General features: G+C 64.1%; 22 protein-coding genes. 13 read left to right on the top strand and 9 right to left on the bottom strand.

Annotated elements, in window-relative coordinates; genetic code table 11:
* Positions 1-88 precede the first annotated feature (88 nt).
* Positions 89-301, top strand: coding sequence for a cold-shock protein (locus tag JQ580_RS02170; RefSeq protein ID WP_028142093.1), 213 nt, complete (start codon positions 89-91; stop codon positions 299-301).
* Positions 302-399: 98 nt separating this feature from the next.
* Here JQ580_RS02170 and JQ580_RS02165 read toward each other — a convergent pair whose 3' ends face one another.
* The 4 genes from JQ580_RS02165 to JQ580_RS02150 form a co-directional block, all read right to left on the bottom strand.
* Positions 400-1026, bottom strand: coding sequence for a TadE/TadG family type IV pilus assembly protein (locus JQ580_RS02165; RefSeq protein WP_249133895.1), 627 nt, complete (start codon positions 1024-1026; stop codon positions 400-402).
* A gap of 23 nt (positions 1027-1049) precedes the next feature.
* Entirely contained in the window at positions 1050-1631 is a 582-nt protein-coding gene (locus tag JQ580_RS02160) for a TadE/TadG family type IV pilus assembly protein (protein WP_212278099.1), read from the bottom strand.
* 222 nt (positions 1632-1853) lie between these two features.
* A complete protein-coding gene (locus tag JQ580_RS02155; protein WP_212278098.1) occupies positions 1854-2354 on the bottom strand; it encodes a pilus assembly protein N-terminal domain-containing protein in 501 nt (166 codons plus the stop codon).
* 151 nt (positions 2355-2505) lie between these two features.
* The gene (locus JQ580_RS02150; RefSeq protein WP_212278097.1) at positions 2506-3333 is read right to left on the bottom strand and encodes a sterol desaturase family protein; all 828 of its coding nucleotides are present in this window, start codon (positions 3331-3333) and stop codon (positions 2506-2508) included.
* Between the two features lie 269 nt (positions 3334-3602).
* On the opposite strand from JQ580_RS02150, the gene JQ580_RS02145 reads away from it, so the two are divergent.
* The 10 genes from JQ580_RS02145 (at position 3603) to JQ580_RS02100 (ending at position 12521) form a co-directional block, all read left to right on the top strand.
* Entirely contained in the window at positions 3603-3767 is a 165-nt protein-coding gene (locus JQ580_RS02145; protein ID WP_094977073.1) for a Flp family type IVb pilin, read from the top strand.
* A 69-nt stretch (positions 3768-3836) separates the two neighbouring features.
* A complete protein-coding gene (locus JQ580_RS02140) occupies positions 3837-3983 on the top strand; it encodes a hypothetical protein (RefSeq protein WP_212278096.1) in 147 nt (48 codons plus the stop codon).
* A 119-nt stretch (positions 3984-4102) separates the two neighbouring features.
* Entirely contained in the window at positions 4103-4627 is a 525-nt protein-coding gene (locus tag JQ580_RS02135) for an A24 family peptidase (protein WP_212278095.1), read from the top strand.
* Between the two features lie 127 nt (positions 4628-4754).
* A complete protein-coding gene (cpaB, locus tag JQ580_RS02130; RefSeq protein ID WP_212278094.1) occupies positions 4755-5552 on the top strand; it encodes a Flp pilus assembly protein CpaB in 798 nt (265 codons plus the stop codon).
* 11 nt (positions 5553-5563) lie between these two features.
* The gene (locus JQ580_RS02125) at positions 5564-7039 is read left to right on the top strand and encodes a type II and III secretion system protein family protein (protein ID WP_212278093.1); all 1476 of its coding nucleotides are present in this window, start codon (positions 5564-5566) and stop codon (positions 7037-7039) included.
* A 20-nt stretch (positions 7040-7059) separates the two neighbouring features.
* Positions 7060-7794, top strand: a complete 735-nt coding sequence (locus tag JQ580_RS02120) for a CpaD family pilus assembly protein (protein ID WP_212278092.1) — start codon at positions 7060-7062, stop codon at positions 7792-7794.
* On the top strand, positions 7791-9059 hold the full coding sequence (locus JQ580_RS02115) for a CpaE/TadZ family protein (protein ID WP_212278091.1): 1269 nt from the start codon (positions 7791-7793) through the stop codon (positions 9057-9059). Before JQ580_RS02120 ends, JQ580_RS02115 begins: the two co-directional genes overlap by 4 nt.
* Positions 9060-9079: 20 nt before the next feature.
* Positions 9080-10549 carry a TadA family conjugal transfer-associated ATPase gene (locus JQ580_RS02110; RefSeq protein WP_212278090.1) on the top strand — a complete coding sequence of 490 codons (1470 nt, stop codon included), beginning with the start codon at positions 9080-9082 and terminating at the stop codon, positions 10547-10549.
* A gap of 10 nt (positions 10550-10559) precedes the next feature.
* Positions 10560-11537, top strand: a complete 978-nt coding sequence (locus JQ580_RS02105) for a type II secretion system F family protein (protein ID WP_212278089.1) — start codon at positions 10560-10562, stop codon at positions 11535-11537.
* Between the two features lie 9 nt (positions 11538-11546).
* Positions 11547-12521, top strand: a complete 975-nt coding sequence (locus JQ580_RS02100) for a type II secretion system F family protein (protein WP_212278088.1) — start codon at positions 11547-11549, stop codon at positions 12519-12521.
* Positions 12522-12597: 76 nt separating this feature from the next.
* Here the strand turns inward: JQ580_RS02100 and JQ580_RS02095 are convergent, their stop codons facing one another.
* Both JQ580_RS02095 and JQ580_RS02090 read right to left on the bottom strand, forming a co-directional pair.
* Entirely contained in the window at positions 12598-13416 is an 819-nt protein-coding gene (locus JQ580_RS02095) for a tetratricopeptide repeat protein (protein WP_212278087.1), read from the bottom strand.
* Between the two features lie 169 nt (positions 13417-13585).
* Entirely contained in the window at positions 13586-13789 is a 204-nt protein-coding gene (locus JQ580_RS02090) for a hypothetical protein (RefSeq protein ID WP_212278086.1), read from the bottom strand.
* 196 nt (positions 13790-13985) lie between these two features.
* On the opposite strand from JQ580_RS02090, the gene JQ580_RS02085 reads away from it, so the two are divergent.
* Positions 13986-15359 carry a leucyl aminopeptidase family protein gene (locus JQ580_RS02085; RefSeq protein ID WP_212278085.1) on the top strand — a complete coding sequence of 458 codons (1374 nt, stop codon included), beginning with the start codon at positions 13986-13988 and terminating at the stop codon, positions 15357-15359.
* A complete protein-coding gene (locus tag JQ580_RS02080; protein WP_212278084.1) occupies positions 15352-16194 on the top strand; it encodes a C40 family peptidase in 843 nt (280 codons plus the stop codon). Before JQ580_RS02085 ends, JQ580_RS02080 begins: the two co-directional genes overlap by 8 nt.
* A 5-nt stretch (positions 16195-16199) precedes the next feature.
* Here JQ580_RS02080 and JQ580_RS02075 read toward each other — a convergent pair whose 3' ends face one another.
* Genes JQ580_RS02075 through JQ580_RS02065 form a run of 3 tightly spaced genes read right to left on the bottom strand, consistent with a single transcriptional unit; the run spans position 16200 to position 20129 of the window.
* A complete protein-coding gene (locus tag JQ580_RS02075; protein WP_212278083.1) occupies positions 16200-17837 on the bottom strand; it encodes an ABC transporter ATP-binding protein in 1638 nt (545 codons plus the stop codon).
* Positions 17838-17841: 4 nt separating this feature from the next.
* Entirely contained in the window at positions 17842-19020 is a 1179-nt protein-coding gene (locus JQ580_RS02070; RefSeq protein WP_212278082.1) for an ABC transporter permease, read from the bottom strand.
* Positions 19020-20129 carry a microcin C ABC transporter permease YejB gene (locus tag JQ580_RS02065; protein WP_106948013.1) on the bottom strand — a complete coding sequence of 370 codons (1110 nt, stop codon included), beginning with the start codon at positions 20127-20129 and terminating at the stop codon, positions 19020-19022. The genes JQ580_RS02070 and JQ580_RS02065 overlap by 1 nt, the downstream gene beginning before the upstream one ends.
* Positions 20130-20131 lie beyond the last annotated feature (2 nt).

Genomic DNA, 20131 nt, shown 5'->3' with positions numbered 1-20131 from the left:
ACACGCTGACGACCCTTCCAAAAATTCGATCTAACTGGCCTGCGCAAGCGGGCTCCAACATTGTATTATCTGAGAAGGGACTATCCCCGTGAGCATGGGAACCGTGAAGTGGTTTAACGCGACCAAAGGCTTCGGCTTTATTCAGCCCGACGATGGCGGCCAGGACGTGTTCGTCCACATCAGCGCTGTGGAACGTGCGGGCCTCGGCACGCTGCGTGAAGGCCAGAAGCTCTCCTACGAGATCGTGGCCGACCGCCGTTCCGGCAAGTCGGCAGCGGACAACCTCCGCTCCGAAGGCTGAGCCGACGAGCGCGTGGCCTGATCGGCTCGCGCAAGCAAGGAAAGCAAAAAGGCCGTGCGCGATGCACGGCCTTTTTCATTGGCATCTACCCTTCGATGTCAGCACGTCGATTTGTTGTTGTTGTCCGGATAGGGATAGGGAACGCAGGCAACCTGGCGCGGTCGGGTGTAGGAGACATCGCCCAGTCCGATGTTCGACTTCAACACATAACCGACCGAAGGCGTGTAGGTGTAGCTCGCCTCGCTGAGGATGAGGTAGGTCGACGGTATCAACAGCGAAGCGGGAATGTTGCTGGTGATGTCGTCGCCGGGCTTGCGTGTCGAGTTCGCCAGCGTCGCTTGCGTCGCGCCGCTCGTAATGATGCCGGCCCTGCTCCACTGGACCGTGGCGACTTTGTTGGCATCGATCTGGATCTGAGTAATCGTGCCCTTCACCAGGGTAGGGTCGTAGGGCATGATGACCGAGATGCTCGCCGTGAAGGTATCCTTCATGTCGGCATCGGTCAGCTTGAGGGACTGCGATGTCAAATCGGACAGAGCCCGCGCGATCAACGTGACCTTGCGATCAATCGCCACCGCCGACGAGAATTCGACGGTGCCGAAAAACATCACCAGCATCAGCGGGACGATGACCGCAAACTCGGTGGCCGCGAGCGCGCGCTTGTCGGCGACGAAGTCGCGCACGGACCAACATGCATTCCGCCAGATATTCGCAATCGCCTGCATCGGTCCTCCCGGATCCATCTGTCTCAGAAGGGTTCGTTCTTGAAAGCCGTGGTCGCCACCATCAGCCTTTTGTTACTGCATCCGATGTTGTAACCGAGGCCGGTGACGATGAGCGGCCACTGATAGAACAGCCGCACCACGACCACCTGGCCCGAGGTCCCGGCATTGTATTGCATGCCGGCCGGGTTGAAATTGCAGGAATCGCCGTAGTTCGTCAGGCTTAGCGACCCGAAGGATCCGGTGCTCACGACGTCGACGTAAAGCTTGTTGCAATCGAACAGCGCCGGGATCTGCGTGCACACATAGGCCTTGAACGTCGTCTGGTCGCACGCCATGACCACGCCGGGCGTGGTCTGGCAGGCCGCCACCGAACCGCCCTGCGCTTGCGCCTGGCCGGTGAGGATCGCGCGCGCAGAACTTTGCGTGATTGTCTCGAGCACCTGGCTCGCGAAGAACATGAGCGCCGTTTCGATGATGGCGAACAGCAGCCCAAAGAACATCGGGGCGACCAGGGCGAACTCGACGGCCGCGGAGCCGCGACGGTTGCCGCGAAACCGGCCCAGCGCTTTCCGGAGCGTGAACCTCGTAGGTGCAGGCAATGGCATCACGTCAAATTCCCCAACAACGGGCGATCAACTGTTCCGTTCAATAGCGGAAACTGATTGTCTAAGTGTTTCAGGCGGTCCGCACCCGGCGGCACGCGCCGTTAAGGATGCGTTAACCAGCCGCGACCTAAAGCCCAGCGAGAGCCGCCCGCGAAGACCTGCCTCGTATCCGCACGCGACCTGAGGCGATCCTGCCCGGGCAAACCCCGCCGCTCGCTTCTGCTAGTTGGACTTGGCCGGACCGGCGCCGCCACCACCGCTGGCGCTGGCGCTCAGCGAGCCGGCCTGGTTCATCGTGTTGTTGAAGTAGGTGTCGCTGTCGCCGAGCGTCACGCGACGCTGGCAAAGCGGCACGCAGCTATAGGACTCGCGCTCGATCCCGCGATAGACGGTGACCAGCCGGTCGCTCGGACCTTCGACCTGGATCTGGCGGTCGACCAAAATCTCGCCGGCCCGGTCGAGCGCGATGAAATTGGTGGCTCCATAGCCCTTGCCGGTCACGACGATCATGCCGCCGGGCTGGAGCGTGACGTCGGCAATGAGGGGATTGCCGACCACCAGGGTCGCCACCTTGCCGGGGAGCCGCACCAGCTTGGCCTGGTCGACATTGACGGCGATGGTGTCGGCCGTCGGATCGGCAAGACCGGCAGCCGGCGATGCCAGCACAGCGGCCGCAACCAGAAGACAGACGCGCGCACGACGGCGCAGCAATTCTTTACGCATACTCTTACCCCCGGGACGTCACAAACCGGCAGAAGCGAACAGATAACAGCGGAGCCGGTGCCCGACCCCGCTAACCTGCCCTTAATTCGTGAACGTTCCGCAAACTCGCCGACTATTGTTTGAACAGACTGGCGTCTTGCCGCCATCGAATCTAGCGGCGGAACGGATAGGCGAGCTGACCTGCGATCTCCTTCGGCATGGTCGCTTCGTCCTTGCCGTATTCCTGCGGCAGTTCACCCTCGGGCATGCGGAAGGTGCCGAACAGGACATCCCAGATCGGGAACGTGCCGGCAAAATTGGTGTTGCCGCCCTCCTCGAGCGAGGTGTGGTGCCAGCGGTGGAACACCGGCGTCGCCAGCAGATATTTGAACGGCCCGAAGCTCCAGTTCAGGTTGGCGTGCACGAAGGCCGAATGGAAGGTCGTGAACGGGGCGAGCCAGACCATCGCATTCGGGGAAATGCCGGCCATCAGCAGCACGACGTCGACGCCGATCGAGCCGAGCACGAGATTGATGGGATGGAAGCGGGCCGCCGAAATCCAGCTGATCTCCTCCGAGGAGTGATGGATCGCGTGGTACTTCCAGAACCCGCCGCCGTGAAACATCCGGTGCAGCCAGTACAGCATGAAATCGGACAGGACCAGGAACAGCGCGGTCTGGGCCCAGAGCGGCATCAACGACAGCGGGCCGTGGCCGTTGTCGTAGAAGGCGATGAGTTCGTCGGCATCGTGGATGTTGAAGACGAGGCTCGCGCCGACGATCAGAAGTCCGATCCGCACGGTGCGGGCGAACACCGGAACGAAGAACCAGTAGCAGATGTCGGTGACGATCTCGCGCTTGCGCCACCACGGCGCGCCGGCATTGCAGGCCCAGAGATGTTCGAGCACGGTGAAGACCGCTGCGAGCGCGAAGGTGATGGGAATCACCTTGACGATGGTCTCGCCGAGCATCAGGGCGACTTGCATGGGCAGGCTCGACATCGTCGCCTCTCTTGCGAATTCCAGCTCCGTTACGCCTACGCCGCGAAATTTAAGGGAGCGTGAAGCCGGCGCCGCGCTGGCGGTACATCCAGAACCGCAACGAATGACAGCGGCCGCCTTAAGACGAAATTTACTCTGGGTTAAAGCATCGCGCCGCAAGCGGGTTTGCCCGATCGAATTAACTCTACCGAAAGAGCTCGGCTCTCATGTTCATCACGTCAATGACGACGCCGAACGAGGCGATCCCCACCCCAGTTGGAGTTATGTTCATGAAGAACCTGATTGCGCGTTTCGCGAAGGATGAATCCGGCGCCACCGCCATCGAATACGGCCTGATCGCCGCCGGCATCGCGCTGGCCATCATCACCGTCGTCAACAACCTCGGCACCACGCTGAACACCAAGTTCACCGCGATCTCGACCGGCCTGAAGTAAGACCGGACGAACGACGGCAAAAGCCCCGGGCTTCCGGGGCCTTTGTTTTTCTGAAGACGGCGAGTTCCAGTGGCGTTGCTTAAGTACAGAACCGATGCCGCGATCGCGGCAAACGCGACGGCGCAGGAACAGGCCGGCTCTCCGGTCTATTGGGTCTGCGTCGCCCTGCTGCTTGCCACGGCTGCGCTCGCCGCGCGCATTGCCAGCCTGTGGTGACGACCCGTTTTGCGGCTTCAGGCCTCCATGGCCTTTGGCGTTTTCGGTTTGTTTAGCACTGCCGGATAGCATCGCGCGACGCCATTTCCGCGGCAATCCCAGGCCTCAAGACGCAGCCCATGATCCTCGACCTCGCGCGCCTTATGCTCTTCCCGGCCCTGATGGCGTTCGCCGCCGCGAGCGATCTATTCACGATGACGATCTCGAACCGCGTGTCGCTGGCGCTGGTCGCCGGCTTCTTCGCGCTCGCCTTCGCCGGCAGCATGGCACCTTATGAGATGCTCAGTCATGTCGGCGCAGGCGCTCTTCTCCTGGTCGTCGCCTTCACCTGCTTTGCGATGGGCTGGGTCGGCGGCGGCGACGCCAAGGTCGCGGCCTCCGTCGCGCTCTGGTTCGGCTTCGCACCGCTGATGAACTTCCTGCTCTACGCCTCCCTGTTCGGCGGCGCGCTGACTCTGCTCCTGCTCCAGTTCCGGCAATGGCCGCTGCCCTACGGCTTGGCAGGCCAGGCCTGGCTCGCCCGGCTGCACGCCAAGGAGAGCGGCATCCCCTACGGCATCGCGCTCGCGCTGAGTGCGTTGATGGTCTACCCGGAGACCGAATGGGTGAAGGCGATTGATCTCGCTCACCTCGCGCTGCGCTGAACGCACTGGGTAAACCCGGCGTTAAGGCGATTTAGATACGCCTCATTAACCATGCTTTGACGAATAGCTGGTCAACTGCCGATCAAGGCGGCGGCAGCGTCGCGGCGTTTTGTGGAAAGTGAAGCGTATGAATAGGGCACGCATTGTCGTCCTGACGGTCGCCATCTGCGCCGGCGGTGTCGCCGCGTACCTGGCGAGCGGCTCTGACAATTCTGCGCCGCCTGCGGCCCCGGTCGCGCAGCTTCCGACCGTGGACGTCCTCGTGGCCAAGAACGACATCGGCCTCGGCCAGACCGTGAAGCCGGAAGATCTGCAATGGCAGACCTGGCCGGCCGCGACCGCCAGCGCCACCTTCATCCGCCGCAACGAGCGTCCCGAGGGCGTGAGCCAGGTGACCGGTTCGATCGCGCGCGCCCCCTTCATTCAAGGCGAGCCGATCCGCGACCAGAAGCTGGTCAAGGCCGAGGGCTCCGGCTTCATGGCGGCCATCCTGCCCAGCGGCATGCGGGCCATCTCGACCGAAATCTCGCCGGAGACCGGCGCAGGCGGCTTCATCCTGCCCAATGACCGTGTCGACGTCCTGCTCACGCGTCGCCTCAAGAACCCGGACCAGGCCGCCGGCGGCCAGGACGTCGTCACGTCCGAGATCATCCTGGTCAATGTGCGCGTGCTCGCCATCGACCAGGCTCCGAAGGAGAAGGACGGCCAGAACGCCGTGGTCGGCAAGACCGTGACCCTGGAACTCACTTCCGCACAGACCCAGGCGCTTTCTTCGGCCCGTCAGGCCGGAACGCTGTCGCTGGCGCTGCGCAGCATTGCCGACGTCAAGATGAGCGAGATCACGCTCGACGAATCCGCCCAGAAGCGCGACGGCATCTCGATCATTCGCTACGGCATCCCGAGCTCGACGGCGAAGGCACGATGAGGACAGGCGACATGAAATGCAGGGCAGAACAGGCGACGATGCGAACCTCCATGGTCCGCGCCTTGTCGTTCTCGGCCGCCTTCGCACTGGCACTCAACCCGGTGCTGACCCCCGTGGTCGCCGCCGACTATCGTCCCGGCGCGCCTGCCTCCGCCGACGGACAGATGAACGCCCGCTTCCTCTCGCTCGGCGTCGGCAAGTCGATCGTGATCGACCTCCCGCGCGACATCAAGGACGTGCTGGTCGCTGACCCCAAGATCGCCAATGCGGTGGTCCGCTCGGCACAGCGTGCCTACATCATCGGCGCCGCGATCGGCCAGACCAACATCGTGTTCTTCGATTCCGCGGGCCAGCAGATCGCGGCCTATGACATCGCGGTCAAGCGTGACCTCAACGGTGTGCGGGCGGCGCTGAAGCAGGTTCTGCCCAATTCGGACATCCAGATCGACGGACTCGGCGACGGCATCGTCCTGACCGGCACGGCGGCGAACCCGATGGAAGCGCAGCAGGCCAACGACCTCGCCGCACGCCTGGCCGGCGGCGCCGACAAGGTGGTGAACTCGATCGTGGTGCGCGGCCGCGACCAAGTCATGCTCAAGGTGACGGTGGCGGAAGTTCAGCGCACCATCGTGAAGCAGCTCGGCATCGACCTGAGCGCCAGCCTCAACTACGGCACGTCCGTGGTGAGCTTCGCGAACTCCAATCCGTTCACCGCTCTCGGCCACAACCTCGTGGACGGCAACAATTTGACGACCAAGTTCGGCGGCGCGACGTCGGTGCAGGCCACCCTGCGCGCGATGGAAACCGCGGGCGTGATCCGCACGCTGGCCGAACCGAACCTGACCGCGATCTCCGGTGAATCGGCGACGTTCATCGCCGGCGGCGAATTCCCGGTCCCGGCGGGCTATGCGTGCGACCCCACCACGCATGTCTGTACCACCCAGATCAGCTTCAAGAAGTTCGGCATCTCGCTCAACTTCACCCCCGTGGTGCTGAGCGAAGGCAAGATCAGCCTGCGCGTCATGACCGAGGTCTCGGAGCTATCGAACGAAAATGCGATCACGCTGTCGCAGGCCGTGACCGCGACGTCGGTGAACTCGCTGACGGTGCCTTCGATCAGGACCCGCCGCGCCGAAACCTCGCTGGAAATTCCCTCCGGCGGCGCGATGGCGATGGCCGGACTGATCCAGCAGCAGACCAAGCAGGCCATCAGCGGATTGCCGGGGCTGATGCAGCTCCCGATCCTCGGCACGCTGTTCCGCAGCCGCGACTTCGTCAACAACGCGACCGAGCTGGTCGTGATCGTGACGCCCTATGTCGTTCGCGCAGTGGCGCCAAAGGACCTGTCGCGGCCGGACGACGGCTTCGCCCCGCCTGCGGATCCACAGGCCCAGCTGCTCGGCAACATCAACCGCATCTACGGCGTGCCCGGCCGGACCGAACCGGCAAAGAACTACCGCGGCACCTACGGCTTCATCACCGAGTGAGGCGGAACGGGGACTTCAAGATGATCACAAGACCACCCCAGCCTCGCACACGCGCCATCCGCCTTGGCGGTGCGCTCGTCGGCATGGCGCTCGCGCTCGGCGGTTGCCAGCATGACCAGGTCGTCACGGCCTCAATCCCCGACGACTACAAGCAGCGCCATCCGATCGCGATCGAGGAGCAAAATCGTTCGACCGTCGTCTTCGTCGGCCATGCCCGCGGTGGATTGACCGCGGCCCAGCGCGCCGACGTGATGGGTGTCGCATCGGCATGGTTGCAGGAAGGCACGGGCGCCATCCGTATCGACGTGCCGTCGGGCACGCCAAATGCGCGTCCGGTTGCCGACACGATGCGTGAAATCCAGGCGATGCTTGCGGGAGCAGGCGTTCCGCCTCGCGGCGTCAACATTCGCCCCTACCAGCCGGAAGACAAGCGCTTCCTGCCGCCGATCCGGCTCACATATTCCAAGATCGCCGCGGTCGCGGGTCCTTGCGGCCTGTGGCCGGACGACATCGGCCCTTCGATGAAGAACAAGAGCTGGTTCGAGAACAAGGACTATTACAATTACGGCTGCGCCTATCAGCGCAACCTCGCGGCGATGGTCGACAATCCGTCGGACCTCGAGCAGCCGCGTCCCGAAACTCCGTCCTACACGGCGCGGCGCATCACCTCTCTCGAGAAATATCGCAAGGGTCTCACGTCGGCGACCACCTATCCCGAGTCTGACAAGGCCAAACTCAGCGACACCGGCAAATGATCAGCTACGCACGCCAGACACACGAAGAGCAGCCGGACGCAACTCCTCCGCCGGTCGAGGAGCATATTGCGCCTGCGCCGCGCGTATCGGTCCAGGCCTTCTGCGAGACCGTGGAGACGGCTGCCGCAGTCCAGGCGGCCGGCGAAGACCGCCGTCTCGGCAAGGCCCATCTCAAGATCCAGATGGGCGGCATGGCCGCGGCAACCGAGGCCTACCGCTCGGCCCCGACGCCGAACGTCATCGTGCTCGAAAGCGACGGACGCAACGACCTGCTCGGCGGGCTCGACCAGCTCGCCACCGTCTGCGATGCCGGCACCCGCGTGGTCGTAATCGGCCGCATCAACGACGTCACACTCTACCGCGAACTGGTGCGCCGCGGCGTCAGCGACTACGTGCTCGCGCCGGTCGGCGCAATCGACGTCGTCCGCTCGATCTGCAATCTGTTCTCCGCGCCCGAAGCCAAGGCGGTCGGCCGCATCATAGCCGTGGTCGGCGCCAAGGGCGGCGTCGGGGCTTCCACCATCTCCCACAACGTCGCCTGGGCAATCGCGCGCGACCTCGCCATGGACGCCGTCGTCGCCGATCTCGACCTCGCCTTCGGCACCGCCGGGCTGGACTACAACCAGGACCCGCCGCAAGGCATTGCCGACGCCGTGTTCTCGCCCGATCGGGTCGACACCGCCTTCATCGACCGCCTGCTGTCGAAATGCACCGACCATCTCAGCCTGCTGGCGGCGCCGGCGACGCTCGACCGGGTCTATGATTTCGGCACCGACGCCTTCGACGCCGTATTCGACACCTTGCGCTCCACCATGCCCTGCATCGTGCTCGACATTCCGCACCAATGGTCGGGCTGGACCAAGCGCGCCCTGATCGGGGCAGACGACATCCTGATCGTCGCCGCGCCTGACCTCGCCAATTTGCGCAATACCAAGAACCTGTTCGACCTGTTGAAGGCCGCGCGCCCCAACGACCGGCCGCCGCTTTACTGCCTGAACCAGGTCGGGGTGCCGAAACGGCCCGAAATCGCCGCCGCGGAGTTCGCCAAGGCGATCGAGAGCCAGCCGATCGTCTCGATCCCGTTCGAGCCGCAGATTTTCGGCTCGGCCGCCAACAACGGCCAGATGATCGCGGAGATCTCCGCCAACCACAAGTCGATCGAGATGTTCCTTCAGATCGCCCAGCGCCTGACCGGGCGCAGCGAAACCAAGAAACAAAAGTCGTCCCTGCTTTCACCCCTGATTGACAAGTTGCGGGGAAAATAAGCCCCGCATGGAGTTGTTAAGTGTTCGGTAAGCGTAGCGGAACAGACACCGACCTTCGGGCGCCCAAGCCCGGCGCCGTGTCGCCCGAGCCTGCCCAGGCTCCGGCGCCGACGGTGTCGCGCGCCCCGGCTCCGCCGGCGGTCGCCTCACCGCCGCTCGCGCCTGCCAAGGCGCCGCCGCCGCCGGCCATGGAGAGCAGGCGCTCGGACAATTATTACGAGGTCAAGGCGACCATCTTCGGCGCGCTGATCGAGGCGATCGACCTCGCCCAGCTCGCCAAGCTGGACTCCGAATCCGCGCGCGAGGAAATTCGCGACATCGTCAACGAGATCATCGCGATCAAGAACATCGTGATGTCGATCGCCGAGCAGGAAGAGCTGCTCGACGACATCTGCAACGACGTCCTGGGTTACGGTCCACTCGAGCCGCTGCTGTCGCGCGATGACATCGCCGACATCATGGTCAACGGCGCCAACACCGTCTTCATCGAAGTCAACGGCAAGATCCAGAAGACCGGCATCCGCTTCCGCGACAACCAGCAACTCCTCAACATCTGCCAGCGCATCGTCAGCCAGGTCGGCCGGCGCGTCGACGAATCGTCGCCGATCTGCGACGCGCGCCTCGCCGACGGCTCCCGCGTCAACGCCATCGTGCCGCCGCTGTCGATCGACGGCCCCACGCTCACCATCCGAAAATTCAAGAAGGACAAGCTGACGCTCGATCAGCTCGTCAAGTTCGGCGCGATCTCGCCGGAAGGCGCCGAGATCCTCCAGATCATCGGCCGCGTCCGCTGCAACGTGCTGATCTCCGGCGGCACCGGCTCCGGCAAGACCACGCTGCTCAACTGCCTGACCAACTATATAGAGCATGACGAGCGCGTCATCACCTGCGAAGATGCCGCCGAGCTCCAGCTCCAGCAGCCTCACGTGGTGCGGCTGGAAACCCGACCACCCAACATCGAGGGCGAGGGCCAGATCACCATGCGCGAGCTGGTACGCAACTGCCTGCGTATGCGCCCCGAGCGCATCATCGTCGGCGAGGTCCGCGGACCCGAGGCGTTCGACCTGCTCCAGGCCATGAACACCGGCCATGACGGCTCGATGGGCACGCTGCACGCCAACAACCCGCGCGAAGCTCTGTCGCGCTGCGAATCCATGATCACGATGGGAGGTTTCTCGCTTCCCTCACGCACCATCCGCGAGATGATCTGCGCCTCCATCGACGTCATCGTCCAGGCGGCGCGCCTGCGCGACGGCTCGCGCCGCATCACCCACATCACCGAGGTGATGGGCATGGAAGGCGACACCATCATCACCCAGGACATCTTCCTGTACGACATGATCGGCGAGGACGCCAACGGCAAGATCATCGGCCGGCACCGCTCGACCGGCATCGGCCGTCCCAAGTTCTGGGAACGCGCCCGCTATTACGGCGACGAGAAGCGCCTTGCCGCTGCGCTGGACGCGGCGGAAGTCGCGCCGAAGACGTGAGTAGGTCAGCATGAACATGCAGGTCCTCGCCCTCGCATTCCTTGCCACCGCAGCGGTCGGCGGCATCGCCTGGGTCTTCCTCTATCCGCTGCTGTCCGGGGAACGAAAGGCCGAGAGCCGCCGCGCCTCGATCTCGCGCGCGGAGGCGCCCACGATCCGCCAAGCCGAGAAGACCCAGCGCTCGCGCCGCGAGCAGGTCGAGACCTCGCTGAAGGATCTCGAAGCACGACGCCTGCAGGAGAAGAGCGTACCGCTCCCCGTTCGCCTGTCGCAGGCAGGCCTCGATTGGACTCCGCAGAAATTCTGGATCATGTCCGCCGTCGTGGCGGGCGTGTTCTTCGCGGCCGCTCTGTTCGCCGGCGGCGGCCTGATCGGTGCTGTCGGCCTCGCCTTTGCCGGCGGCTTCGGCCTGCCGCGCTGGGCGCTCGGCTTCCTGAAAAAGCGTCGCGAGGCCAAATTCCTGGCGGCGCTGCCCGACGCCGTCGACGTCATCGTCCGCGGCATCAAGGCGGGCCTGCCCCTGTTCGAATCGATCAAGGTCGTCGCAGCCGACGCCCCCGAGCCGCTGCGCAGCGAGTTTCTTGCGATCATCGAGACCCAGGCCATCGGCATGCCGCTCGGCGAGGCCTGCACGCGGCTCTATGATCGCATGCCGTTGCCGGAGGCCAACTTCTTCGGCATCGTCATCTCGATTCAGCAGAAATCCGGCGGCAACCTCTCCGAGGCGCTCGGCAACCTTTCCAAGGTGCTGCGCGACCGCAAGAAGATGAGGGAGAAGATCCAGGCGATGTCGATGGAAGCCAAGGCCTCCGCCGGCATCATTGGCTCGCTGCCGCCGATCGTGATGTTCCTCGTCTATCTCACGACGCCACATTACATCTCGGTGCTGTGGACCCATCCCACCGGCCAGCTCATGCTGGTCGGCTGCGTCGTCTGGATGGCGGTCGGCATCATGGTGATGAAGAAGATGATCAATTTCGATTTCTGACGGTGCAGTATGGTCCAGTTTCTTGTCGCGAAACTACATGACGTCCACTTCATGACCATGATGCTGGCGGCCATTGCCGCCAGCGCCACCGTCTATACGCTGGTGATGCCCCTGTTCGCCGGCGAGGGCCTCTCCAAACGCATGAAGGCGGTGGCCAGTGAGCGCGAGCGCATCCGGCAGCGCGAACGTGAGCGCCTTCACAAGAACGAAAAGGTCACGCTGCGCCAGACGCCGAAGCAGCTCGTCTCCAAGGTCGTCGACGACTTCAACCTCACCAAATGGCTTGCGCAGGAAGCCGCGCGCGACAAGCTGATCATGGCGGGGTACCGTGGTCAGGCGCCCTACATCACCTTCCTGTTTGCCCGCATGGTCGCGCCGATCGTCCTCTTCATCGGCTCGGCCGTCTACGTATTCGTGATCGCGCATATGGAGCAGGCGATGCCGATCAAGATCGGCATCTGCATCGCCGCCGCCTATCTCGGCCTCCAGGCGCCGATGCTGTTCCTCAGGAACGCGATCTCCAAGCGCCAGCTTTCGATCAAGCGCGCCTTTCCCGACGCGCTCGACCTGCTCCTGATCTGCATCGAATCCGGCATGTCGGTCGAGATGGCGTTCCGGAAAGTTGCCACCGAGATCGTCGGACAGTCGATCGCGCTGTCGGAGGAATTCACGCTGACGACAGCCGAACTATCCTATCTGCAGGATCGCAAGGTCGCTTATGAGAATCTGGCGCGCCGCACCGGGCTCGAAGGCGTCAAGTCGGTGTGTCTCGCGCTTCAGCAGGCGGAGCGCTACGGCACCCCGCTCGGTCATTCGCTGCGCGTCATGGCGCAGGAAAATCGCGACATGCGCATGAACGAAGCCGAAAAGAAGGCTGCCGCCCTGCCGCCCAAGCTGACGGTGCCGATGATCCTGTTCTTCCTGCCGGTGCTGTTCGTCGTCATTCTCGGACCGACCGGCATCAAGATTTCCGAGATGCAATGACGCTAGACGCGGGCCGCGCATGCGGCTCGGCAGTCGGCTTTCAGGATCACAGGATAGAAGGGACGATCAGCGCTGATCAGTCTCGTTGGCTGAGCGAGGCGACCGGCGTCCGCTTCGGTGCGCCGCGGGGAGAGTCGCTGCGGCTGAGCATTTCCTTGAGATAGGCGACGTTGGCCGCGGCCTGGTCCGGTGGCAGATCCGCTTTGACGATGGTCTCGGCCTCAGCAAAGCGGCCCTGCAGACCGACGACAAGGCCGAGATTCTGCCGCACCCGAATGCCCGCACGCGGCGAGGCGTAGGCCTGCCGCAGCGCCTCTTCGGCCTTCGGAAGGTCTCTCGACAACATGTAGGACAGACCGAGATTGGATAGCACGCCGGGATCACCCGGCGCGATCTTGAGTGCGCTTGCGTAGTAGGAACGCGCTTCCTCGTGACGGCCCATCTGGTCCAGCGTGGTGCCCTGCACCGAGAGGAGGCGCCAGTCCGGATTGTCGGGCGAATGCGCTTTCGACAGCACGTCGTAGGCCTGCTGGAAATTGCCGTTGTCGGCGAGGGCGCGGCCGTATTGAGCGAGCAGCGCCTTGTTGCCAGGATTTGCGATGGTCGCTTGCTCGAGCACGGCGGCGGCCTGGGCGCGCTGACCGTTGGCGCGCAACGCCTGACCGTAGGCGAGTGCGGCATCGGCGTCCTTGGGATTGGCGCGGTAGCGCTCGCCATAGACTTCGACGGCGCGCACCGGATCGGCGGGAGCCGCCTCTGCCCGCGGCCCGCCGAGCGATCCCGTCACGTCTGAGAGTTTCGACATGCCCGAGCTGCAGCCGCCGAGGCCCATGGCCACCACCGCGACCAGCGAGGTGGACGCAACAAGCCGGGCAAGACTGAACCGTAGACGCATGACGCTGTAACTCTCGAGCCGATTGATCGAGCCGAACGCGCCAGCAATAGACCGTTAACCCTAACGGCCGGTTAACACCGCGCCTGGGCCGCGCGCTTCACAGCGGCGCCTCACCGCCAAGGGCGAGCACCCTCACCCGTTTGCCCCGGATGCGTTGGCAATGGCCGCCTCAATATTCGATGGCCAGCCGCTTGCGGATTTCGTCGACGCGCCGGTCGAGCGCATCGAACCGCGCATGGACGGAGCGGTCGTGGAGATAGAAAACGTAACCGCCGGCAAGGAGCGCGAAGATCCAATGGTGGTGCTCGACATAGCCAAAAATCGCCTCAATGGCCTCGACGATGAATGTGACCACGCTCCACGCGAATTCCATTGCATGTCCTCCCGGCGCGCTTCGGCCGCCTGATGTCCCAGCTCCGGCGGCCATCGCCGGAACCTTATCATGGCCCCCTTGCCGCGAGTAGCGGCTCGCCGAAGGGTGACGGCAAAGCCGATTGCGGCGGCGGCGAAACTCTGCGAAGTCTCATCCATTCGCATCACCCGTTCGATCTGACGATCCGGACCCGCCAATGCCTTCTGTCTTCGAGACGTCTCCCGCCGCCATCCCGATCAGCTTCGTCACCAAATCGAGCTGGGACCGGATCGCAGAGACGCTGCCGGCGCCGCAACGCACGTTTGCCACGGCATGCGCCTTTACCGCCAGGCCGGGCGCCTATCTGGCGCTGCCGGCGCCCGACGGCACGATCACGCAGGTGCTGTTCGGCCTTGAGGACGATAGTGCTAGATCGCGCGACCTGTTCCGGCCCGGCGCCCTGCCCGGTCTGCTGCCGCCGGGCACCTATCGCTTTGCCAATGCACCACACGATGTACGGCTGGCGGCGCTCGCTTTTGCGCTGGGATGCTATCGTTTCGCGCGCTATCGCAAGGCGGATAGCCCCGACGTGCGGCTGGTGCCGCCTGAAGGCGTGGATGCAGTCGAGATCGAGCGGATCGCCGACGCCGCGATGCTCGCACGCGACCTCATCAACACGCCCTCCAACGACATGGGACCGGAAGAGCTCGCCGCCACCGCGCAAGCCCTTGCCGCCGAATTCGGAGCAAGCTTTGCCTGCACCATCGGCGCGGAGCTGGAGAAGAACTTTCCGCTGATCCACGCCGTCGGCATGGCCTCGAACCGTGCGCCGCGGCTGATCGACATCGGCTGGGGCAATCCTGATCATCCCAAGGTGACGCTGGTCGGCAAGGGCGTCTGCTTCGACACCGGCGGGCTCGATCTGAAACCGTCGAGCGGAATGCTGATCATGAAGAAGGACATGGGCGGCGCCGCCAACGTGCTGGCGCTGGCGCGCATGGTGATGGATGCGAAGCTGAAGGTGCGGCTGCGCGTGCTGATTCCGGCGGTGGAGAACGCCGTCGCCGGCAACGCCTTCCGCCCGCTCGACATCTTTACCTCGCGCAAGGGCATCACGGTGGAAATCGGCAATACCGATGCGGAAGGCCGGCTGGTCCTCGCCGACGCGCTGGCGCTGGCCGATGAGGAGAAGCCCGAGCTGCTGATCGATCTGGGCACGCTGACCGGCGCCGCGCGCGTCGCGCTGGGACCGGATCTGCCACCCTATTACACCAATGACGAGCCACTTGCGGCCGATGTGGCGCGCTGCGCGGTGAAGGAAAACGATCCGTTGTGGCGCATGCCGCTGTGGCCGCCCTACGATTCCTGGCTGGACTCCAAGACCGCCACTATCACCAACGCACCGTCGGGCGGCTTTGCGGGCTCGATCATTTGCGCGCTGTTCCTGCAACGCTTCGTCGAGCAGGCAAAAAGCTGGCTGCATGTCGACATCTACGGCTGGACGCCGTCGGCAAAGCCCGCGCGACCCGAAGGCGGCGAGTGCCAGGCCGCGCGGGCCATCTACGCCTTGTTGAGCGAGCGCTATGGATGATCCGCGAATAACTCCGGCGCGGGGCGACATCGCCGCGAAATATCTCGAAGGCAAGGTCGAGGCGGATCGCTTCGTCGCCGGCGAGGAGTTCGAGGTGGTTGACCCGGTCGCGCCTGTGCGCGAGCAGCCGTCCTCGAACGCCATGCTGATGACGGAAGCGCTGCGCGGCGAACGCGTCATAGCCTACGATCGCAACGGCGAGGGCTGGGCGTGGGGCCAGCTCAATGGCGACGGTTATGTCGGCTGGTTGCCGGATGCAGCGCTCATGAAGCCCTCGGCAGCGCCGACCCATGTGGTCAGCGCGCTCCGGACATTTGCCTTCCCCGGCCCCTCGATCAAGCTGCCGCCGGCCCAGACGCTCGTGATGGGATCCAGGCTTGCCGTGACACGCGAGGACGGCAGCTTCGCCGTGACGCGCGACGGACAATATCTGCCGAAGGCGCATCTCGCCCCGCTCGATCATCGCGAGCCGGACTTCGTCGCAGTCGCCGAGCGCTTCGTCGGAACGCCGTATCTCTGGGGCGGCAAGAGCAGCTTTGGCATCGATTGCTCCGGCCTCGTCCAGGTCTCGCTGACGGCAGCGGGGATCGGCTGCCCGCGCGACAGCGACATGCAGCTCGCCGGCCTCGGACGCGCGCTGGAGCCGCACGAACGAGGCAGCTTGCAGCGCGGCGATCTGATCTTCTGGAAGGGCCACGTCGCCATCGTCCGCGATCGGACCACCATGGTTCACGCCAACGCGCATCACATGGCGACCGCGATCGAACCGATCGAGCCCGCGATCGCGCGTATCAGGCAGGCCGGCAGCGAAGTGGTCGCGATCAAGCGGTTATGACGGCTTTACGTGCCCACCGCCCCGTTCCCGGCCGTCTCAAGCCGGAACGCGGCCGCGAACAGCGCGCGGGTGTAATCGGTCTTCGGATTTTTAAATAGCTCGGCGGCCTGTCCCTCTTCGACGACCTTGCCGCCGCGCATCACGATCAGGTGGCTTGCAAGCGAGGCGACGACACGCAGATCGTGGGAGATGAACATGTAGGTGAGCTCGCGCTTGCGCTGAAGCTCGCGCAACAGATCGACCATCTGCGCCTGGAACAGCATGTCGAGCGCGCTGGTCGGCTCGTCCAGCACGACGAAATCCGGCTCCAGCACCACCGCCCGCGCGATGCTGATGCGCTGGCGCTGGCCGCCGGAGAATTCGTGGGGATAGCGGTAGCGGGTATCCGGCTTCAGCCCGACGTCCTCCAGCGCCTTGACGACGCGCTCCTCGCGTTCTTCCCGCGTCAGCTTCGGCTGATGCACAGAAAGACCTTCGGCGATGATGTCGGCGACCGACATGCGCGGTGAGAGCGAGCCGAACGGATCCTGAAACACGATCTGCATGTCGCGCCGGAACGGCCGCATCTCCTTGAAACGCAGCCCCTGAATGTCTTTCCCAAGGAACACGATGCGCCCGTTCGAGGAGATCAGCCGCAGCAGGGCGAGGCCCAGCGTGGTCTTGCCCGAGCCGGATTCGCCGACCACGCCGAGCGTCTCGCCCTTGCGCACCGCGACACTGACGCCGTCGACCGCCTTGATGTGGCCGACCGTCTTGCGCATCAGGCCACGCTTGATCGGAAACCAGACCTTCAGGTCGTCCGCCGACATCACCACCGGCGCGTGCGGCTGCGGCGGCGCCGGATCGGGCTTCGGCTCTGCCGCGAGCAGGTCGCGCGTATAAGGATGCTTCGGTCCCTTGAAGACCTGCTCGACCGGCCCCTGCTCGACGACCACGCCGCCCTTCATGACGCAGACGGTGTCGGCGATGCGTCGCACGATGCCGAGGTCGTGAGTGATGAAGAGGAGGCTCATGCCGAGCCGCGAGCGGATCTCGGCGAGCAGCGCCAGGATCTGCGCCTGCACCGTGACGTCGAGCGCCGTGGTCGGCTCGTCCGCGATCAACAGGTCCGGCTCGTTGGCAAGCGCCATCGCAATCATCACGCGCTGGCGCTGCCCGCCGGAGAGCTGGTGCGGATAGCTCTTCAGCCGCGTCTCGGGCTCGGGAATGCCGACCTGCGTCAGCAATTCCAGCGTTCGCTTGCGCGCCTCGGCATTACTGGTTGGAGCATGCAGTTGGATGATCTCGCCGATCTGCGCCTCGATTGTGTGCAACGGATTGAGCGAGGTCATCGGCTCCTGGAAGATGATGGAGATATCGCTGCCGCGAATCTCCCGCATCTCTTGCTCGGAGCGGTCGATCAGTTCCTGCCCCTTGAAGCGGATGCTGCCCGAGGGGTGCGAAGCGTTCGGATAGGGCAGCAGCTTCAGGATCGAGAGCGCGCTGACGGACTTGCCGGAGCCGGATTCACCGACCAGCGCCAGGCACTCGCCGCGCTTGATCTGGAATGAGACCGTGTCGACCGCAAGCGTGGTAGCGCCGCCCTGGTGGAAGGCCACCGAAAGATCGCGAACGGCGAGCAGGGGCTGATTGATCGCGTCCATTGGTTTACCTGAACGTCCTGCGCGGATCGAAGGCGTCGCGAACCGCTTCGCCGATGAAGATCAAGAGCGACAGCATGATCGCGACCGAGAAGAAGCCGGAGAAGCCGAGCCAGGGGGCCTGCACGTTGGATTTGGCCTGGGACAGCAATTCGCCCAGCGAAGGCGATCCCGGCGGCAGGCCGAAGCCCAGGAAATCCAGCGCCGTCAGCGTCATCACCGAACTCGACACGATGAAGGGCAGGAACGTCATGGTCGCGACCATCGCATTCGGCAGCAGGTGGCGGAACATGATGACGGGATTGGAGACGCCGAGCGCCCGCGCCGCCTGGATGTATTCGAAGTTGCGTCCGCGCAGGAACTCTGCCCGCACGAGACCAACCAGCGAGACCCATGAGAACAGCAGGAGAATGCCGAGCAGCACGAAGAAGCCGGGCACAAGCACCGAGGACAGGATCAGGAGAAGGTAAAGCGAGGGAATTGCCGTCCAGATCTCGATGAAGCGCTGGAAGATGAGATCGACCCGGCCGCCGAAATAGCCCTGCACCGCCCCCGCTGCGATGCCGATGACGGACGAGACGATCGTGAGGCAAAGGCCGAACAGCACCGAGATGCGGAAGCCGTAGATCAGCCGCGCGACCACGTCGCGCCCCTGATCGTCCGTACCCAGCCAGTTGTATTCGAGGTCGCGGCAGCTCTTCAGCCCCTTCTTCTCCACCACCGGCTTGCATTGCGCTTCCGTGAGCATCCAGGTCGGCGGCGACGGCGCCGGCGTCGGCAGGTCGAGATTGTGGGTGTCGTAGGAGTAGCGGATCAGCGGCCAGAGGATGCTGCCGTTCTTGTCCTTGATCAGCTTCTGCAGATAGGGGTCGCGGTAGTCCGCCGCGGTTTCGAAATCACCGCCGAAGGTGGTTTCCGAGTAGGTCACGAAGGCGGGCCAATAGAGACGGCCGTCGAACTTGATCAGGAAGGGCCGATCATTGGCGATCAGCTCGGCGAACAGCGACAGCACGAACAGGGCGATGAACAGCCAGAACGACCAATAGCCGCGGCGGTTCGCCTTGAAGTTCTGCCAGCGCCGCCTGTTGAGCGGCGAAGGCGCGAAGGGCTTGCGCGTGATCGGAACGACCTCACCCAGCGGGGACTGTGTCGTGGTCTCGACCGGCGTCGGCGCGGTAATCGTCATCAGACCTCCCGCGCCTCGAAATCGATCCGGGGATCGATCCACATATAGGTCAGGTCGGAGACCAGATTGATCACGAGGCCGACCAGCGAAAAGATGTAGAGGGTGCCGAACACCACGGGATAGTCGCGGTTGAGCACGCTCTCGAAGCTGAGCAGCCCGAGCCCATCCAGCGAGAAGATGGTCTCGATCAGGAGCGAGCCCGAGAAGAAGGCGTGAATGAAGGTGCTGGGAAAACCTGCGATCACGATCAGCATCGCGTTCCGGAACACGTGCCCATAAAGCACCCGGTTCTCGCTGCAGCCCTTCGCGCGCGCGGTCATCACGTACTGCTTGCGGATTTCGTCCAGGAACGAGTTCTTGGTCAGGAACGTCATCGTGGTGAACGCACCGAGCCCCATGGCGATCAACGGCAGCGTCAGATGCCAGAAGTAATCGATGATCTTCCAGTACCAGGGGAACTGCGACCAGCCGTCTGAGGTCAGTCCGCGCAACGGGAACCAGTTGAAGAAGGAGCCGCCGGCAAACAGGATGATGAGGAGAATTGCGAACAGGAAGCCGGGAATCGCATAGCCGAGCACGAGCACGGTCGACGTCCAGGTGTCGAAACGTGTGCCGTCCTTCACCGCCTTGCGGATGCCGAGCGGAATCGAAATGAGATAGGTCAGGAGCGTCAGCCACAGGCCGAGCGAGATCGAGACCGGCAGCTTTTCCTTGATGAGCTGAAGCACGCTGACGTCGCGGAAATAGCTCTTGCCGAAATCGAACCTGGCAAAATTCCAGACCATCAGCGCAAAGCGCTCGGGTGCCGGCTTGTCGAAACCGAACTGCTTTTCCAGCTTCTTGATGAAGTCGGGATCAAGGCCCTGCGCGCCGCGATATTTCGAGTTGATGGCGTCGCCGCCGGCTCCTACCTGCCCCGGCGCACGCTGCGCAAAATCGCTGCCGCCGGAAATGCGCGAGGTGCCGCCGGTGTCGGCCCCCGAGAGCTGCGCGATCACGCGCTCGACCGGGCCGCCCGGCGCGAACTGCACGACGACGAAGGAGACGAAGAGAATTCCGAGCAGCGTCGGAATCATCAGCAGGATGCGGCGGGCGATATAGGCGCTCATGA

Origin of the sequence: Bradyrhizobium sp. SZCCT0148 (assembly GCF_018129985.1) — a bacterium.
Taxonomy (GTDB): Bacteria; Pseudomonadota; Alphaproteobacteria; order Rhizobiales; family Xanthobacteraceae; genus Bradyrhizobium; species Bradyrhizobium japonicum_H.
The sequence above is the reverse complement of the archived record's forward strand: the minus strand, read 5'-3'. Positions and strand labels throughout refer to the sequence as shown.

Bases quoted from the DNA above. Each gene is read 5' to 3' on its own strand.
- JQ580_RS02165 (WP_249133895.1), bottom strand. From the start codon at position 1,026: ATGCAGGCGATTGCGAATATCTGGCGGAATGCATGTTGGTCCGTGCGC.
- JQ580_RS02160 (WP_212278099.1), bottom strand. From the start codon at position 1,631: ATGCCATTGCCTGCACCTACGAGGTTCACGCTCCGGAAAGCGCTGGGC.
- JQ580_RS02155 (WP_212278098.1), bottom strand. From the start codon at position 2,354: ATGCGTAAAGAATTGCTGCGCCGTCGTGCGCGCGTCTGTCTTCTGGTT.
- JQ580_RS02150 (WP_212278097.1), bottom strand. From the start codon at position 3,333: ATGTCGAGCCTGCCCATGCAAGTCGCCCTGATGCTCGGCGAGACCATC.
- JQ580_RS02145 (WP_094977073.1), top strand. From the start codon at position 3,603: ATGAAGAACCTGATTGCGCGTTTCGCGAAGGATGAATCCGGCGCCACC.
- JQ580_RS02135 (WP_212278095.1), top strand. From the start codon at position 4,103: ATGATCCTCGACCTCGCGCGCCTTATGCTCTTCCCGGCCCTGATGGCG.
- cpaB (WP_212278094.1), top strand. From the start codon at position 4,755: ATGAATAGGGCACGCATTGTCGTCCTGACGGTCGCCATCTGCGCCGGC.
- JQ580_RS02125 (WP_212278093.1), top strand. From the start codon at position 5,564: ATGAAATGCAGGGCAGAACAGGCGACGATGCGAACCTCCATGGTCCGC.
- JQ580_RS02120 (WP_212278092.1), top strand. From the start codon at position 7,060: ATGATCACAAGACCACCCCAGCCTCGCACACGCGCCATCCGCCTTGGC.
- JQ580_RS02115 (WP_212278091.1), top strand. From the start codon at position 7,791: ATGATCAGCTACGCACGCCAGACACACGAAGAGCAGCCGGACGCAACT.
- JQ580_RS02105 (WP_212278089.1), top strand. From the start codon at position 10,560: ATGAACATGCAGGTCCTCGCCCTCGCATTCCTTGCCACCGCAGCGGTC.
- JQ580_RS02100 (WP_212278088.1), top strand. From the start codon at position 11,547: ATGGTCCAGTTTCTTGTCGCGAAACTACATGACGTCCACTTCATGACC.
- JQ580_RS02095 (WP_212278087.1), bottom strand. From the start codon at position 13,416: ATGCGTCTACGGTTCAGTCTTGCCCGGCTTGTTGCGTCCACCTCGCTG.
- JQ580_RS02090 (WP_212278086.1), bottom strand. From the start codon at position 13,789: ATGGAATTCGCGTGGAGCGTGGTCACATTCATCGTCGAGGCCATTGAG.
- JQ580_RS02085 (WP_212278085.1), top strand. From the start codon at position 13,986: ATGCCTTCTGTCTTCGAGACGTCTCCCGCCGCCATCCCGATCAGCTTC.
- JQ580_RS02080 (WP_212278084.1), top strand. From the start codon at position 15,352: ATGGATGATCCGCGAATAACTCCGGCGCGGGGCGACATCGCCGCGAAA.
- JQ580_RS02075 (WP_212278083.1), bottom strand. From the start codon at position 17,837: ATGGACGCGATCAATCAGCCCCTGCTCGCCGTTCGCGATCTTTCGGTG.
- JQ580_RS02070 (WP_212278082.1), bottom strand. From the start codon at position 19,020: ATGACGATTACCGCGCCGACGCCGGTCGAGACCACGACACAGTCCCCG.
- JQ580_RS02065 (WP_106948013.1), bottom strand. From the start codon at position 20,129: ATGAGCGCCTATATCGCCCGCCGCATCCTGCTGATGATTCCGACGCTG.